At 66.6% G+C, this 14,252-nt stretch carries 14 protein-coding genes; 8 read left to right on the top strand and 6 right to left on the bottom strand.

Going from position 1 to position 14,252, the window contains the following annotated elements; translation table 11 throughout:
- Positions 1 to 30: 30 nt before the first annotated feature.
- On the top strand, positions 31 to 1,095 hold the full coding sequence (gene agp / locus AC5P6A_RS00695) for a bifunctional glucose-1-phosphatase/inositol phosphatase (protein WP_346714800.1): 1,065 nt from the start codon (positions 31 to 33) through the stop codon (positions 1,093 to 1,095).
- A 495-nt stretch (positions 1,096 to 1,590) separates the two neighbouring features.
- Here agp and AC5P6A_RS00690 read toward each other — a convergent pair whose 3' ends face one another.
- The gene (locus AC5P6A_RS00690; RefSeq protein WP_495222196.1) at positions 1,591 to 3,399 is read right to left on the bottom strand and encodes a DUF885 domain-containing protein; all 1,809 of its coding nucleotides are present in this window, start codon (positions 3,397 to 3,399) and stop codon (positions 1,591 to 1,593) included.
- A gap of 112 nt (positions 3,400 to 3,511) precedes the next feature.
- Here AC5P6A_RS00690 and AC5P6A_RS00685 point away from each other — a divergent pair, with 112 nt between their 5' ends.
- Together AC5P6A_RS00685 and AC5P6A_RS00680 are read left to right on the top strand one after the other, a co-directional pair.
- Positions 3,512 to 3,868, top strand: coding sequence for a GFA family protein (locus AC5P6A_RS00685; RefSeq protein WP_134729418.1), 357 nt, complete (start codon positions 3,512 to 3,514; stop codon positions 3,866 to 3,868).
- A gap of 32 nt (positions 3,869 to 3,900) precedes the next feature.
- The gene (locus AC5P6A_RS00680; protein ID WP_155030420.1) at positions 3,901 to 4,680 is read left to right on the top strand and encodes a DUF4349 domain-containing protein; all 780 of its coding nucleotides are present in this window, start codon (positions 3,901 to 3,903) and stop codon (positions 4,678 to 4,680) included.
- 31 nt (positions 4,681 to 4,711) lie between these two features.
- On the opposite strand, the gene AC5P6A_RS00675 is transcribed toward AC5P6A_RS00680, so the two are convergent.
- Complete coding sequence (locus tag AC5P6A_RS00675; RefSeq protein WP_021203661.1) at positions 4,712 to 5,005, bottom strand: hypothetical protein; 294 nt, start codon at positions 5,003 to 5,005, stop codon at positions 4,712 to 4,714.
- 68 nt (positions 5,006 to 5,073) lie between these two features.
- On the bottom strand, positions 5,074 to 6,018 hold the full coding sequence (locus tag AC5P6A_RS00670; protein ID WP_171952267.1) for a LysR substrate-binding domain-containing protein: 945 nt from the start codon (positions 6,016 to 6,018) through the stop codon (positions 5,074 to 5,076).
- A gap of 115 nt (positions 6,019 to 6,133) precedes the next feature.
- Between AC5P6A_RS00670 and AC5P6A_RS00665 the strand changes: the two genes are divergently transcribed.
- The gene (locus AC5P6A_RS00665) at positions 6,134 to 7,006 is read left to right on the top strand and encodes a DMT family transporter (RefSeq protein ID WP_180877845.1); all 873 of its coding nucleotides are present in this window, start codon (positions 6,134 to 6,136) and stop codon (positions 7,004 to 7,006) included.
- Between the two features lie 562 nt (positions 7,007 to 7,568).
- Here AC5P6A_RS00665 and AC5P6A_RS00660 read toward each other — a convergent pair.
- Positions 7,569 to 8,465: a peptidylprolyl isomerase gene (locus AC5P6A_RS00660; RefSeq protein WP_134955426.1), complete on the bottom strand. Its 897-nt coding sequence runs from the start codon at positions 8,463 to 8,465 to the stop codon at positions 7,569 to 7,571.
- Between the two features lie 170 nt (positions 8,466 to 8,635).
- On the opposite strand from AC5P6A_RS00660, the gene AC5P6A_RS00655 reads away from it, so the two are divergent.
- The 3 genes from AC5P6A_RS00655 to AC5P6A_RS00645 all read left to right on the top strand — a co-directional run bounded on the left by AC5P6A_RS00655 (position 8,636) and on the right by AC5P6A_RS00645 (position 11,519).
- Positions 8,636 to 10,075 (top strand): hypothetical protein, encoded by a 1,440-nt coding sequence (locus tag AC5P6A_RS00655; protein ID WP_346714691.1) that lies wholly within the window; start codon positions 8,636 to 8,638, stop codon positions 10,073 to 10,075.
- A gap of 92 nt (positions 10,076 to 10,167) precedes the next feature.
- Entirely contained in the window at positions 10,168 to 10,533 is a 366-nt protein-coding gene (locus AC5P6A_RS00650; protein WP_021203665.1) for a PadR family transcriptional regulator, read from the top strand.
- Entirely contained in the window at positions 10,530 to 11,519 is a 990-nt protein-coding gene (locus tag AC5P6A_RS00645) for a sensor domain-containing protein (RefSeq protein WP_180877843.1), read from the top strand. Before AC5P6A_RS00650 ends, AC5P6A_RS00645 begins: the two co-directional genes overlap by 4 nt.
- Positions 11,520 to 11,625: 106 nt before the next feature.
- Here the strand turns inward: AC5P6A_RS00645 and AC5P6A_RS00640 are convergent, their stop codons facing one another.
- Positions 11,626 to 12,933: a polyhydroxyalkanoate depolymerase gene (locus AC5P6A_RS00640; protein WP_155029199.1), complete on the bottom strand. Its 1,308-nt coding sequence runs from the start codon at positions 12,931 to 12,933 to the stop codon at positions 11,626 to 11,628.
- Between the two features lie 93 nt (positions 12,934 to 13,026).
- Complete coding sequence (locus AC5P6A_RS00635; RefSeq protein ID WP_019659136.1) at positions 13,027 to 13,617, bottom strand: class I SAM-dependent DNA methyltransferase; 591 nt, start codon at positions 13,615 to 13,617, stop codon at positions 13,027 to 13,029.
- A 149-nt stretch (positions 13,618 to 13,766) separates the two neighbouring features.
- On the opposite strand from AC5P6A_RS00635, the gene AC5P6A_RS00630 reads away from it, so the two are divergent.
- Positions 13,767 to 14,222 carry a HemJ family protein gene (locus AC5P6A_RS00630; RefSeq protein WP_171952263.1) on the top strand — a complete coding sequence of 152 codons (456 nt, stop codon included), beginning with the start codon at positions 13,767 to 13,769 and terminating at the stop codon, positions 14,220 to 14,222.
- Positions 14,223 to 14,252 lie beyond the last annotated feature (30 nt).

Here is a 14,252-nt window from a genome sequence, read left to right as displayed (position 1 = left end):
GGGCGCGCTGGCCAATGCCACTCCGGAGCGCTGGCCAATGCCACTCCGGAGCGCTGGCCAGGCTGGGACGTGGGCGCAGGCGAGCTCACCACCAAAGGCGGCGTGCTGGAGGTCTATATGGGCCGTTACATGGGCCAGTGGCTGCGTCAGGCGCAGCTGTTGCCGGCTTCGGGTTGCCCGCAGTTGGCTGACTTCCACGCCCATGCCAACAGCCTTCAGCGCACCCAGGCCACCGCGCAGTTCTTCGTTGCCGGTGCCTTCCCGGGCTGTCATGTCGCGGTCGAGCAGCGCATGGCGCTGGGCACGATGGATCCGATGTTCAATCCGGTGATCCACAACAGAGACACGGTCTTCCGCGAGCGCGCTATGTCGGCAATGCAGCGAGCGCTGGCCGCATCGGAACTGGCACCGGCACTGTCCGTGGTGGAGCAGATCACCCGCTACCCGCAGTCGGCGGCCTGTGCGGGGCACAGCGAGTGCCATCTGATGCTGGCCGACACGATCTTCAATGCGGAACCGGGCAAGGAACCACGCGCGTCCGGTTCGCTGGCCCTGGCCAGCGGGTTGGTCGATGCCTTGTTGATGGAGCACTACCAGGGCAGTGGCATCCCCCGCGAAGGCTGGGGCCGGTCGACCACCGAGGCGCAATGGCAGGCGCTGGCGCAGATCCGCAACCGCTACCAGGACATCCTGTTCGGAACGCCCGAAGTGGCGCGCGATGTGGCCGCCCCGCTGCTGGCAAGAGTGAATGCGTTGTTCGAGGACCCGGCATCGCCAAAGGTGAGCCTGCTGGTCGGCCACGATTCCAACATTGGTTCGGTGCTGGTGGCGTTGGGAATCACGGACTACAGCCTGCCGGGGCAGTACGAGAAGACGCCGATCGGCGGCCTGCTGCAGTTCGAGCGCTGGCGTGATCGTGGGGCCGGTGAAGTGCGTTACCGGTTGGTGTATGTCTATCCCACGCGCGAGCAGCTACGTGGTGCGATCCCGTTGACCGACGCACAGCCGCCGGGCCGGGTGGAGCTGATGCTGCCGGGCTGCGCGCAGTCGGGTTGCAGTGAAGCGCAGTTCAACAACCTGTTGCATTCACCTTGAATCCGGGATGGGTGGCGGCGTCGCAGTGTGATGAGACGGAAGCAGCTTCGCGCCCCTTATGCTCGGATTCGAGTAGTCTCCAGCAATCAACCAAGCGATCCCGGTGAATCATGAACATCACGGACTTTCTTGTAATGGACGGTGATGGAGATGAAATATGGGCCGACCCCCATGGCAGCAACATTGCCTTTACGTGTTTTGATTGTGGATATCCGGTGGTGGCTGATGCCTCGGAGAACCAACGTGGGAGCGATGAGGATTGTCCCGCTGCCTGCCGCGGGTGTGGTGTGGAGTACTTCCTCGATTTGAGACTGGACTCGAGGAAGCTGTATATCCACATCGTCTGATTGAGTGGCGGCAGAAGCGGTGCGAACCAAGGTTCGCACCCACCAGGATGGCAGTTCGCACCACCAGGATGGCAGTTCGCAACCGCCAGAACAGAAAACGGCCCGGGTTTTTCCCCGGGCCGTTATCATTCAGCTCACACCGGCGCGATCACTCGATCGGCTGGTCCAGCATCAGCTGGCGTGCGAAACGCACCGGCGGTGCGCCGTAGGACAGTACCTGGTCGTGGTACGCCTTCAGGTTGAACTTGTCGCCCAGCTTCTCCTGCACCGCCTTGCGGGTGTCGAAGTGTTCCTGCGCACCGACGAAGTAGGTCGGCAGCTGCGCCGAGGTCAGCTGCGCGCGCACCCACTTGCCGGCCGCTTCGCTTTCCTGCTGGAACGCGTCGTGGGTCATCAGGTGCATCGCCTTCTCGCGATCCCAGTTGTCCACGTGCACGCCCTGGTCGAGGATCGCGTTGGAGATCGTGCGCAGGTAGAACTTCAGCTGCACCAGGTGGAACAGCGGGTCGTTGTTGAGGTAACCCTGCTCCTGCATCATGCGCTCGGTGTAGACCGCCCAGCCTTCGGCGAACAGGCCCGAACGCAGCACCGCACGCAGGGTGGAAGGGAACTTGGCCGAATGCCAGCCCTCCAGGTAATGGCCCGGGGTGCCTTCGTGGATGCTCAGCAGGTGGATCATGCGCGAGTTGTACTCACGCAGGAACGAGTCGACCTGCTTGTCGTTCCAGTCGTCCGGAATCGGCGACACGGCGTAGAAGGTCTTCAGGTTCTTGTCCAGCGGACCCGGCGAATCGCAGTAGGCCACGGCCACGCCACGTTGGAATGCCGGCATCAGGATGATGTCCACCGGCGCATCGGGCAGCGTCATCAGGTCGTGCTCGCGCACGAATGCGGTGGACTGCTCCAGCGCGGCCTTGGCATCGTCGACGACCTTGTCGCGTGCCGGCTTGTCGGCGTAGGCCAGTTCCAGCGCAGCTTCGATCGCCTTCTGCTGCTGCTCGTCGGTCGGCTGGGCCGGCATCTCCGGCGCACCCGGCTTGTCCTTCAGCACGGTCTGCGCGATGCCGTACATGTCCTCGCGCACACGCTTGAGTTCGGCGCGCGCACGGTCACCGATCTCCTGGCGCGACAGCGAGGAGCTGAGCGCGAACTTCAGCTTCTGGTCGTACTTTTCCGCACCGATGCGGAAGTCGCCCTTGGCGTTCGGCACCAGGGTCTTGTCCAGCCAGGTCTGCTGCTCGTCCACCGCCTTCTTCAGGCCGTCGATGGCCGCTTGCAGACGCTGCTGGTCGGCCTGCGGCAGTTCACCGATGTGCGGGGTGATGAAGGTATCGACGATGCTGAGGATGCCCTTGTTCTGCTTGGCCACCGTCTCGGCGTGGATCTTCGGCACGCGCGCCGGATCCAGGTTCTCGCGGGCCTGGGCGAAGATCGCCGGCAGCTTTTCCATGCGCGCGGTGGCCGACTTCAGGCGCTCCGGCAGTGGCGCGAACTCGCGCGCCATCAGGCCGTAGATCGCGCTGCCGGCGATGCCGTTGTACAGCTGCGGGTCCCACTTGCCGGACTGCAGCACTTCGGCGTTCCAGATTTCCGACTGCAGCTGGTTGCGCAGGATCGCCGCGTCCACCTGGTTCTCGCGGCCCAGCTTGGCCACGTCGATCTTGTCCAGCTCGCCCAGCAGCGCCTTGTAGGCGGCCACGGTCTTCTGCTGGCCGGCGGCACTGAGGTCGTCCAGTTCGCTGTCGTAGCGGTGGTCACCGATCTGGGTGGCGCTGACCGGCGACAGCTGCATCCAAGTATCCAGCGCGCGCTTGGAGAGATCGGCGAAGGCGGCATCGACCGCCGCATCACCGGCCTGCTGGCTGGCGGCCGGGGTGGAAGCGTTGGTCGGGGCGTCGGCCGGCTGGCAACCGGCCAGCGCAGCGACCAGGGCGAGGGCAAGAAGATGCGGGCGCATCGGCATTCCTGTACGGGGTCAAACCCTGAGCATAGGGCCCCGTCGCTGCTTTGTCCCCGTGCCATAGGATTACCATGGGCGGATTCAAGGACCCTCCAAAGGAGCGCAGGACATGGAATACCAGGGAAGCTGCCATTGCGGCAGGATCGCATTCAACGTACAGGCCGAGGCGCCGATCAGCGACGTCATCGACTGCAACTGTTCGATGTGCCGGCGTCGCGGCAGCCTGCTGTGGTTCGCCCCGCGTGCGGCGTTCCAGCTGACCACCGATCCGGCTGACGTGGCCACCTACCACTTCAACAAGGCCCACATCGACCATCACCACTGCCGCGAATGTGGCGTCGCCCCCTACAGCGAAGCGGTCGATCCGCGTAGCGGCACACCGATGGTGGCGGTGAACGTGCGCTGCGTGCCGCAGGTCGATCTGGCTGGCCTTTCGGTGACCTCCTACGACGGAGCCGCACTGTGACGGGCGCGCGCGCCTGGACGCGCAGCCTGGCGATGCCGGTGGTGCTGCTGGCATTGGCGGGCTGCGCCAAGCAGGGCGACATGGCCGCGGATGCGGGCGCCCCGGCCGCCGAAGCGGCCGTCGCGTCGCCAGAAGGTGCGTTCCTCGCCTATGAACATGACGTGCAGGTGCAGCTGGAGGCGGCAAAGATCGCGCCGCGCATCCAGCAGATCGCCCAAGCCTGCCAGAGCGCGAAGTTCGGCGACTGCGCGGTATTGCAGGTCGACCAGCGCAGTGGCGAGCAACCCAGCGGTGAGGTCAAGGTGCGCATCGCGCCGAAGGGCGCCGAGCCGCTGATCGCGATGGCCGGTGAGGGCGGAACGCTGCAGTCGCGCACCACCCGCGCCGAGGATCTGGCACAGGCCGTGGCAGACACGGCGCTGACCAAGGCGCGGCTTGAAAAGGAGCACGCCCGCCTGCTGTCCTACCAGGACCGCAAGGACCTGAAGATCGAAGATCTGATGGCGATCACCACGCGCCTGTCAGAGATCGAGGCGGGTGTCGAGCAGGCCAACAAGGACGCCGCGCAGCAGCGCCGGCGCATCGATACCCAGCTGGTGACGCTGCACTTCGAGACCACTTCGGGCCAACGCAGCCGAAGTGAGATCGGCGAGGCGCTGAGCGAGTCGGGCAGCATTCTCAGCACCAGCGTGGCGTTCCTGATTCGTGCTGTTGCCGCGCTGCTGCCGGTGGCGGTGCTGGCCCTGGTCGCAGCCTGGGGCGTGCGCGCATGGTGGCGTCGCCACCGTCGCAAGCTGCCGCCCAACCGCTGAGGTCAAGGCTGATGCCGGCAGCCCGCCGGCATCAGCCCTCGTCGGTTTCGTACTCGACGAACACATCCAGTTCCAGCGCCAGATCCTGCACGGCGTCGCGCACCTTCTGCGCGGTGCTTTCATTGCCCACTTCCACTTCCAGCTCGTGGATGCCCGGGCCGATGTCATCGGACAGCCCGGCCGAGCTGGAGTCGTCGTCGTCCATGTGCGGCATCAGGTCGTCGGTTTCCTCGACATGCTCGATGCCATCCAGGCCGAGCAGCAGGTCGCTGATGGCACGGGCGTCGTCTTCGGTTCCGGTAATGCGCAGTCGCAGCATGGCCATGGCGTAGGTACGTTGTGGAGTTGCCTGCAGCCTAGCCAGCATCGGGCAAAGAATGGGTGAGGGCGAAGTCAGGTGGGCGTGGCCGGGCGCCCGAGCAGGCTGTCCGGCAATGCCGGAATCGGTGTGCGTTCGTCCTGCGCCTGTTCCAGCAGCCAGTCGATGAACAGGCGTGCGGCCGGGCTGGGCGGTTGTCCTTCGGCATGCACTACGTGATACGCATAGCGCGCCTTCAGCGCCGGGCCGGGCAGGCGCACCACCTCGTAGCGCTGCAGGTAGGGCTGGGCGATGTGGGTGCGCGCCAGCACCGCGCCCATGCCATACACCGCTGCACGCATCGCGTCGGTGCTGTCGGCGAAGGTGTGCATGGGTGGCAGCGGCGACGGCGTGCGCACGCCGGCGTGGCGGAACCAGTCGCGCCAGCCCTGCGGCGACAGGTCGGTCAGCAGCGGCAGGTCGGCGATGCGCGCCGGATCGACCAGCGTTTCGACGCCGGCCAGTGCCGGTGAGGCGACCGGGAACAGGTAGTCATCCATCAGGTGCTGCGCACGCAGGCCGGGCCATTGGCCCAGGCCGTAGCGGATGCCCACTTCCGGGCCGTTGTCGTCATAGCGATCCAGCCCGCTGCCGGTATGCAGCTCGATGCGGATGTGCGGGTAGGCCTGGGTGAAGCGCGGCAGCCGTGGCAGCAGCCAGCAGTAGGACAGCGAGCGCAGCGTGGTGATGCGCAGCGGCACGCTGTCGGCATCCGGCTGCAGGTGATGGGCGACGGCCGCGACATCGGTGAAGGCGGCGCTGGCAGCGTCGGCCAGTTGCCGGCCCTCGGCAGTCAGGCGCACGCCGCGGGCGTGGCGTAGGAACAGCCGTACTTCCAGCACTTCTTCCAGGCGGCGGACGTGGTGGCTGACCGCGCTGGCGGTCAGGTGCAGCTCCTGCGCGGCCTGGGCGAAGTTCTGGTGGCGCGCCGCGACCGCGAACACGGCCAGTGCGGGTAGCAGGGAAGGGCGTAGCAGCATGTCGAGCCTCAAACCATATTTGTGGCTGGCAGCGATACTACGCGCTTGTGCCGCGGGCGTCTGCGCCTGATCCTGTCCGCATTGGCGAAGAATTGACGATGTACGGAGGCAAGGCATGAATGCGGTCCCACAGGCGGCCGAGCGCGATTGGCGCACGCCGCTGGAATTGACCCTGCTGGGCGCCATCTGGGGTTGCTCGTTCCTGTTCATGCGGGTGGCGGTGCCGTCGTTCGGCCCGTTCGCGCTGGTCGAGGTGCGGCTGGTGCTGGGTGCGCTGGTGCTGCTGCCGTTCCTGTGGCGCGCCCGCGCGCAGTTCCCGCCGCGGCGCTGGCTGTGGCTGGCGCCGATCGGCCTGATCAACTCGGCGTTGCCGTTCGTGCTGTTCGCCTATGCAGCGGAACAGGCGCCGGCGGCGATCGGCGCGATCTGCAATGCGATGACGGTGCTGTTTGCCGCGCTGATCGCGTTCCTGTTCTTCGGCGAGAAGATCGGCATGCGCCGTGCCGGGGCGCTGCTGGTCGGCTTCGCCGGCGTGGTGGTGCTGGCCACGGCCAAGGTTTCCGGCCTGAGCATCGGCACCGCAGTGCTGGCCGGTGCGGCGGCATCGCTGCTGTACGGCCTGGGCGTGAACCTGGTGAAGCGGCACATGACCGGGTTGCCGTCGGCCGCCGCCGCGGCGGCAACGCTGTCGTGCGCCTCGCTGTGGATGCTGCCGATGGCGGTCAGCCACTGGCCGCAGGCGGCGATTCCGTTGAAGGCCTGGGGCGCGGCGATCGCATTGGGCGTGGCCTGTACCGGGCTGGCGTTCCTGATGTTCTATCGCCTGATCGGTCGTATCGGCCCGTCGCGGGCGTCGACGGTGACCTACCTGATTCCGTTGTTCGGCGCGGCGTTCGCGTGGTTGTTCCTGGGGGAGGCGGTGACGGTACAGATGTTGGTGGCGGGGGCGTTGATTCTGGGGAGCGTGGCGGTGAGTCAGAAGGGCTGAGGCGTTGGCGTTTTGCGCGTGGCGCGTGCTGAAGGTGCTTCATTGTTCATGGGCGTCACTTTTCTTTTCGCGCGAAAAGAAAAGTAACCAAAAGAAACGCGCCGCCAGGTCGCGAACCGCCGCGCTTCGCACGTCGGTCCCCTGCGCTTCTCGGTGAATCAGGGGACGGTGCCGAACTCGCTGCGCTCAGACATCGGCACCTCTTCGCCCCTGATTCCCCTGCGATGCTCGGCTCGCTCAAGGCGGACCCAGATCAAAGGCCACAGCTGCACCCAGTAGATCCACGCCATGCGTGGATGCTCTTGCTGTTGATCTTGACCTTCCAGTCCGCCTTGAGCGAGCCGAGCACCGCAGGTCCGGCGAGGGCGAAGAGGCGCGGGTGTCTGAGCGCAGCGAGTTCCCGCGCCGTCCCTCGACGGGCCGAGGAGCGCAGGGCACCGGTGCGCAGCACCGGCTCGCGGCCGGCGGAACGTTTCTTTTGGTTACTTTTCTTTGCGTACAAAGAAAAGTAACGCCCATGAACAGTGAAGCACCTTCAGCACGCGTCACGCGCAGGAAACCATCAGCGCACCGGCACCGGAATATTGCACAGATCGATATGCCCCGCCGGGCGCTTGTAGAAATCATCCACGCGATTGCGCCGCGCCTCCACCGTATCGGCGAAGGTCTTCGAGTCGGTACGCAGTACCTGGATCGGTGTGCGCTCGGCCGCCGGCACGTCGCTGGCACGGCGGATCGACACGATCGGCGTGCGCAGCTTCGGGTCGGTGTAGAAGCCCATCGGCGCCGGCCCGCGCGGGGTCGCGCTGAGCAGTTCCATGCCCTTCAGCACACGACCCACCAGGGTGATGTTGCGGTCCAGCTGGCGCGGCGACTGCCCGGTCACCACGTACAGTTCGGCACCGATGCTGCTGTCTTCCTCGTTGCTGCGGCCGGCGCCCAGCATGCCGTAGCAATGTGCCAGCCAGGCCTTGCCGGCCTGCGGGTCCTGGCCGACCGGGAAGCCGTCGACGAAACCGGTCTGCGCGGCCCAGCCATCGCGATCCGGCAGCACGCTGGCCTTCAGGCCGGCGCTGGCGCGCTCGAATTCGGCCGGCAGCTTGCGGGCGGCGCTGCCGAACGGCTTGGCCTTGGCTGCGTCATCGGCGTCGGCATCGCCGAACTGCACCACGAAGTTGTCCTGCGAGCGGTAGATGCTGGTGCCGTCCCAGAAGTGCTCGTGGGCGAAGGTCTGGATGTTGGCGACATGGCGCGGGGCGAACTGCGGTGCCAGCTCGATGATCACCCGCCCGGCGGGCAGGTCCATGTACAGCAGGTTGGCCGGGTCCGGGGTGCGCCAGTCGCTGGCCGCCGAAGCATCGAGGATCTGCTGCGGGCTGCGGTAAGGCGTGGCCGCGCTGGCCAAGGCGGGCAGCAGGCAGGCGAGGACGGTCAGGGCAAGGCGACGACGGTGCGGCATGGGAACCCCGGAACATGAACGAGGCTTCGATTCTGCGCGAGAGTACGCGCCTGCGCCACGTTGGCGTGCTGGCCCTGTCCATGCAGGTGCGGCACGATGGTCATTGTCCTTGATGGAAGCAGATGATGGTGATGCCGCAACCGGAAGCGCCCGAAGCCGCACTGCGCGCGATGATCGACCAGATCCTGAAGGGGTTCGTCGATGAGGGGGTAGATCGTCTTCATTGGTTGCAGACGCTGTCGCCACGAGGGTTGTTCGATCTTGATGAGCGTCGACGCAGCTGGTGGGCCCCCAACGACGATGGCCTGCTCGCCTGCCTGAAGGCCTGCGCCGCAGCGCCGGCTGATGTGCAGACGGCGGCACTGTTCCTTGCGGGCTCGGATGGCAATGGTCACACGCGCGAGGCCGCGTTGCAGCGGATGCGTTCGGTACCCAGCCATCTGACGTTGTCCTGCGCCTTGCTCCGCTGCAATGACTGGGTGCCCGAAGTGCGCGCGGTGGCGCGGGATGTCGTGATGTCCCTGCTCGAACAGTGCGCGGTGCACCACGTGCTGAAGGCATGGCCGATCGCTGTCCGCTTGCGCGATGCACAGCGGGTGCAACGGGAATGGCTCGATGGCGGCCTGTCCGCCTGGCTGTCGTCGCCAGCCGCTCACCCCGTTCTTGAAGGACTGCTGGGCCACCCCGAGGCAAGAACCCGGTTGGCGGCCTTCACCATCGCCCTGCAGATCCATCCAGACCCGGAGGAACTGCGCTCGCTCGCGCTGCTGGACAACAGCCCGCAAGTCTCGCACCTGGCACTTGCACATCTCTTGACGAACGGAACGCCTGGGGAGGTCGAGGCGCAATGTGTCATGGCGTTGGCCGCGCCCTCCAGCGGGGTGCGTGCCGCGGCGTTGCGTGCACTGGTCGAACGTAACGTGCCGGGTCTCGATGCCCACATCGAAGCTGCCGCATTTGACCGTTCGCGCAGCGTGCGCAGATTGGCGGCGTGGCTGCTTCAGCAGCGGGATGCGCCCCCCGCGATCACGTTGTGGCGCGATGAACTTCAGCAGCGTACCCGCGGGCGCTGGCGCGAGGCATTGGCAGCGCTGGGCGATCACGCCGAAGCTGCAGATGCGACCGCGCTTCGCGCGTTGCTGCCCCAGGTGTCGGCGCGCCATCGACGCAGCTGCCTGCGAGGTTGGCTGCGGGCCGAAGACGGTGCACGTCTGGAGTGGCTGCGTGCCGCACTGGAAGAGCCTGGGCGGACTGTGGACGAGTTGCTGGCCCGTGCCACGCCCCTGTGGGCCGGCGAACTGGATCCGGTCCGGCTGATGGCGTTCTGCCACGATGGTCCTTCGCACGTGGCACAGGTCGGCCTGCTGAGCCAGTTGCGCAGACTACCCCTTTGGCAGCACCTCGATCTGCTGCTGGACGCGGTGCCGCTGCGCGCCGAGGAGCGAGCTTGGCACCTGCGACTGGTGGAGAACTGGCTTCAGGCGAGCCAGCACTACTCACCCCTGGGGGCCGCCCGCCGCCAGGCTCTGGTCAGCCGGCTTGGAGAGGGCAGGCACACCCTGCCGGAGACCGTCGGCGCGCAGGTGCTGGCAGCCATACGCCAGGCCTGAATGCGTCTCGCCAACCGGCAGAGTGACTAACGACACATTCGCTATATCGAACTTCGCACTACTGTGGACTTCAACGTAGTGGAGGGCAGGTCATGGTCGAAGACGATGTCCACCTGAAGAAGTTCCAGAAGGAGCTCAGCGCCGGAACCGTGTCGCTGGCCCTGCTGGCGGTGCTGGCCCGGGCCGGGGAGCCGCTGTACGGCTATCTCATTGCCAAGGAGCTGGAGCGGGTGGGCGAGGGCGTGCTGAGCGGCAAGCAGAGCGCGCTGTACCCGGTGCTGCGCAACCTGGAGGGCGCCGGGCTGCTGGAAAGCCATGTGGAGCCATCCAGCAGTGGTCCGCCCCGGCGCTACTACCGCATCAATGAACGTGGCCGCGAGGTGCTGGCGCAGTGGCGCCAAGCCTGGCAGGCCACCCGTGATTCCGTCGATTCCGTGTTGGAGGGGGTACCGCAATGAACGACCCGAGCCTGGCAGGCCGAGCCCTGCCGACCACCATCCCGCAGTATCTGGCGCGGCTGCGCGCGGCGCTGGAAGGTGCCGATCCGGCGATGGTGCAGGACGCGTTGTACGACGCCGAGGAATACCTGCGCTCGGAGCTGGCGGCGCAGCCCGGCCGCAGCGAAGCCGAGGTCATCGCGGACGTGGCCGGCAGCTATGGCGCCCCGGACGAAGTGGCCGAGATCTACCGCGAGACCGAAGTGACGGTGAACCGCGCGCTGCGCACGCCGCGTGCGGATACCGCGCCGGTGCTGCGTGCAGCGGCCGAAGCCAGTGGCGTCGAGCCGGCCTCACCGCCGCAGGCGCCGGTGCAGCGTTCGCTGCTGGCGCGCTTCTTCGGCGTGGTGACCGATCCGCACACCTACGGTGCGCTGTTCTACATGCTGCTGTCGCTGGCCACCGGCATCTTCTTCTTCACCTGGGTGGTGACCGGCCTGTCATTGTCGCTGGGCCTGCTGATCCTGATCATCGGCATTCCGCTGACCGTGCTGTTCTTCGGCTCGGTGCGCGGGCTGGCGCTGCTGGAAGGGCGGTTGGTGGAAGCACTGCTGGGCGAGCGCATGCCGCGCCGCCCGCGTTACACCGACCGCAGCCGCACCTGGCTGCAGCGCATCGGCGACATGTTCACCGATGGCCGTACCTGGCTGACCCTGCTGTACTTCGTGCTGATGCTGCCGCTGGGCGTCATCTACTTCACCATCGCGGTGACGTTGCTGTCGCTGTCACTGGGGTTCATCTGGGCACCGGTGGCCGCACTGTTCAGCGGTGACATTCCGGGCGTGTACGTCGACGGCGTGAACGTGTTGCCGATGGCCGCTTCGCCGCTGGTGGGCATCGTGATCGCCGCCGTGGGCGTACTGCTGCTGTTGTTGACCATGCACCTGGCACGCGGCGTCGGCAAACTGCATGGTCTGATCGCCAAGAACCTGCTGGTGCGGTTGTAAGCGGGAGCCCAGGCTTCGGTAGGTGCCAACCTTGGTTGGCACGATCGATCAGATGCCGGGATCCATGGTAGAGCGCCAACCAAGGTTGGCATCTACCAGGGCCTGGTTACCCCGCCTTTCGCCGCAACGGGGTGACGTTGCTCTTCTTCTTCGTAGCCTTCGCCGCCGGGGTTTCGGCATGCGCGGCGAAGAAGTCGCGTACCTTCGGGTACACCACTTCGCGCCAGCGACGGCCACTGAAGATGCCGTAGTGGCCGGCGCCTTCGACGATGAAATGCTCGCGGCGGTCAGCAGCAATGCCGGTGCACAGCGCCTGCGCGGCTTCGGTCTGGCCGAGGCCGGCGATGTCGTCCAGTTCGCCCTCGATGCTCAGCAGCGCGGTATCGCGGATCGCCGACGGGTCGACCTTCTCGCCATTGACCACCCACTCGCCACGCGGCAGCAGGAAGTCCTGGAACACCACGCGGATGGTGTCCAGGTAGTACTTGGCCGGCATGTCCAGCACCGCGTTGTACTCGTCGTAGAAGCGACGGTGCGCGTCGGCGTCTTCCAGGTCGCCCTTGACCAGGTCGGTGTAGAAATCCCAGTGCGAGCTGAAGTGGCGGCTCGGGTTCATCGACAGGAAGCCGGCGTGCTGCAGGAAGCCCGGATACACGCGGCGGCCGGCGCCGGGGTAACTGGCCGGCACGGTGTGGATGACGTTGTTCTCGAACCACGACAGCGGGTTCTGCGTGGCCAGGTTGTTCACTGCGGTCGGGCTGCAGCGCGCATCGATCGGGCCGCCCATCATCACCAGCGTGCGCGGCGTCGGCTCGCCACGGCTGGCCATCAGTGAAACCGCGGCCAGCACCGGCACGGTGGGCTGGCACACGCTGACCACGTGCAGGCGCTCGACACCCAGGTGGCGGATGAACTCCTGGATATAGGCGATGTAGTCGTCCAGGCCGAACTCGCCTTCGCTGGCCGGTACCATGCGCGCGTCAACCCAGTCGGTGACGTACACGCGGTGGTCGCGCAGGAGCGTGCGCACGGTATCGCGCAGCAGCGTGGCATGGTGGCCGGACAGCGGTGCCACCACCAGCACGAACGGCTGGTTGAGCATGGTGTGCAGCTGGTCGGCTTCATTGCTGTGGCGCTTGAAGCGCAGCAGCTTGCAGAACGGCTTGCTTACTTCCTCGTGCACGACGATCGGCACGCGCTCGCCTTCGACCTCGATTTCGTTGATGCCCCACTCGGGCTTCTCGTAATCCTTGCCGATGCGATGGAACAACTCGTTGACCGCCGCCAGGCGATCGGCACCCGGCATCTGCGACCACCAGTGGCCCGGGTTGGCGAAGAACTTGGCGTTGGCCTGGGCCTGGTGCACCCAGGGGGCAAGCAGGTTGCGGGTCAGTTCGTGCAGTTGATAGAGCATGACGACCGAATATGTATGGTCATATGTTGCCGCGCAGCATATCCCATCCGGGTGTCCCGCAGGTTAAGTTGCCTGAAAATAATGAATCCGGATTCACATCCGTTCCAGCGCGGCGGCATCGCCTGCCAGGGCGGGGCCGAGCCAGCAGTGCGACCCCACCGGCTGCAGGCCGTGCCGGGCCAGCGTGCGGCGGTACCAGCGCGCCGGGCGGGCGTGGAAGCCCTCGTGGTCGCCGTCGAATTCATCCTCGGCGGCGAAGGTCTCCAGGAAGGCCACGCCACCGGTCAGCTCGGCCACCCCGGCCAGGCCGGCGCGCAGTTCACGGTCGGGCACGTAGTGCATCACGTCCGAGCACACCAGCAGGTCGACCGGGGCGCAGGGCCGCAGCCAGGCGAAATCACCGAAGGCGGCCAGGTGCAGGTTGCGGGTCCTGCCGTAGCGGCGCACAGCGTACTCGCTGCTGTCGAAGCCGAGATATTCGACCTTCGGACGCAGCTTCAGCAGCGGCGCGCGCCAGGCGCCTTCACCGCAGCCGATATCCAGCACGCTGCGGATCGGCCGCTCCAGGTAGTACTCGGCGCTGGCCACGGCCAACGCAACCTTGCGCGCCAGGCGGGCGCTGCCGCCGATGTCGGCACGGCGGTACCAGCGTTGGAAGTAGGCGGCGTCGTAGGTCTTGTCCATGGGGCGGTGCGCGATCGGGGAAAACGGCGCCTATCGTACGGTGTTGCGGCGCGCCATGCGTCGATGTGTCGCGGCGGGCGTGCCTGCGGCGGCTTCGCCACGGCATGCGAGAATGGCCGCCAACCTACGCCAGCCGCCGGAGCGAGCGCATGCAGAGCTACTACTGGGTCAAGACCTTCCACATCGTGTTCGTGGTGGCGTGGATGGCCACGGTGTTCTACCTGCCGCGCATCCTGGTGAACCTGGCCGAGACCGCGGGCCAGCCGGCGGTGAGCGAGCGCCTGCAGCTGATGGGCCTGCGCCTGTACCGCTTCGGCCACTCGATGTTCGGCCTGGCGTTCCTGCTCGGCCTGGTGCTGTGGCTGGGCTACAAGGTCATCCCCGATTTCCCGACCATGGTGGCTTCGGGAGCTGCCGGCTGGCTGCACGCCAAGCTGGGGCTGGTGGTGCTGCTGCTGGTCTATTTCGGCTGGACCGGTCGCCTGCTCAAGGGCGCGGCCAAGGGCAGGGCGCTGCCGTCGTCGCGCGCGCTGCGCTGGATCAACGAGATCCCGTTGCTGGCGTTCATTCCGATCGTGTGGCTGGTGCTGGCCAAGCCGTTCTGAACGGGGCGCGCTGCGCGCGCGGCGCATCGC

The sequence above is a fragment of the Stenotrophomonas sp. YJH_SMC_20 genome (assembly GCF_059367845.1).
This window is presented reverse-complemented; position numbering and strand designations above follow the sequence as displayed.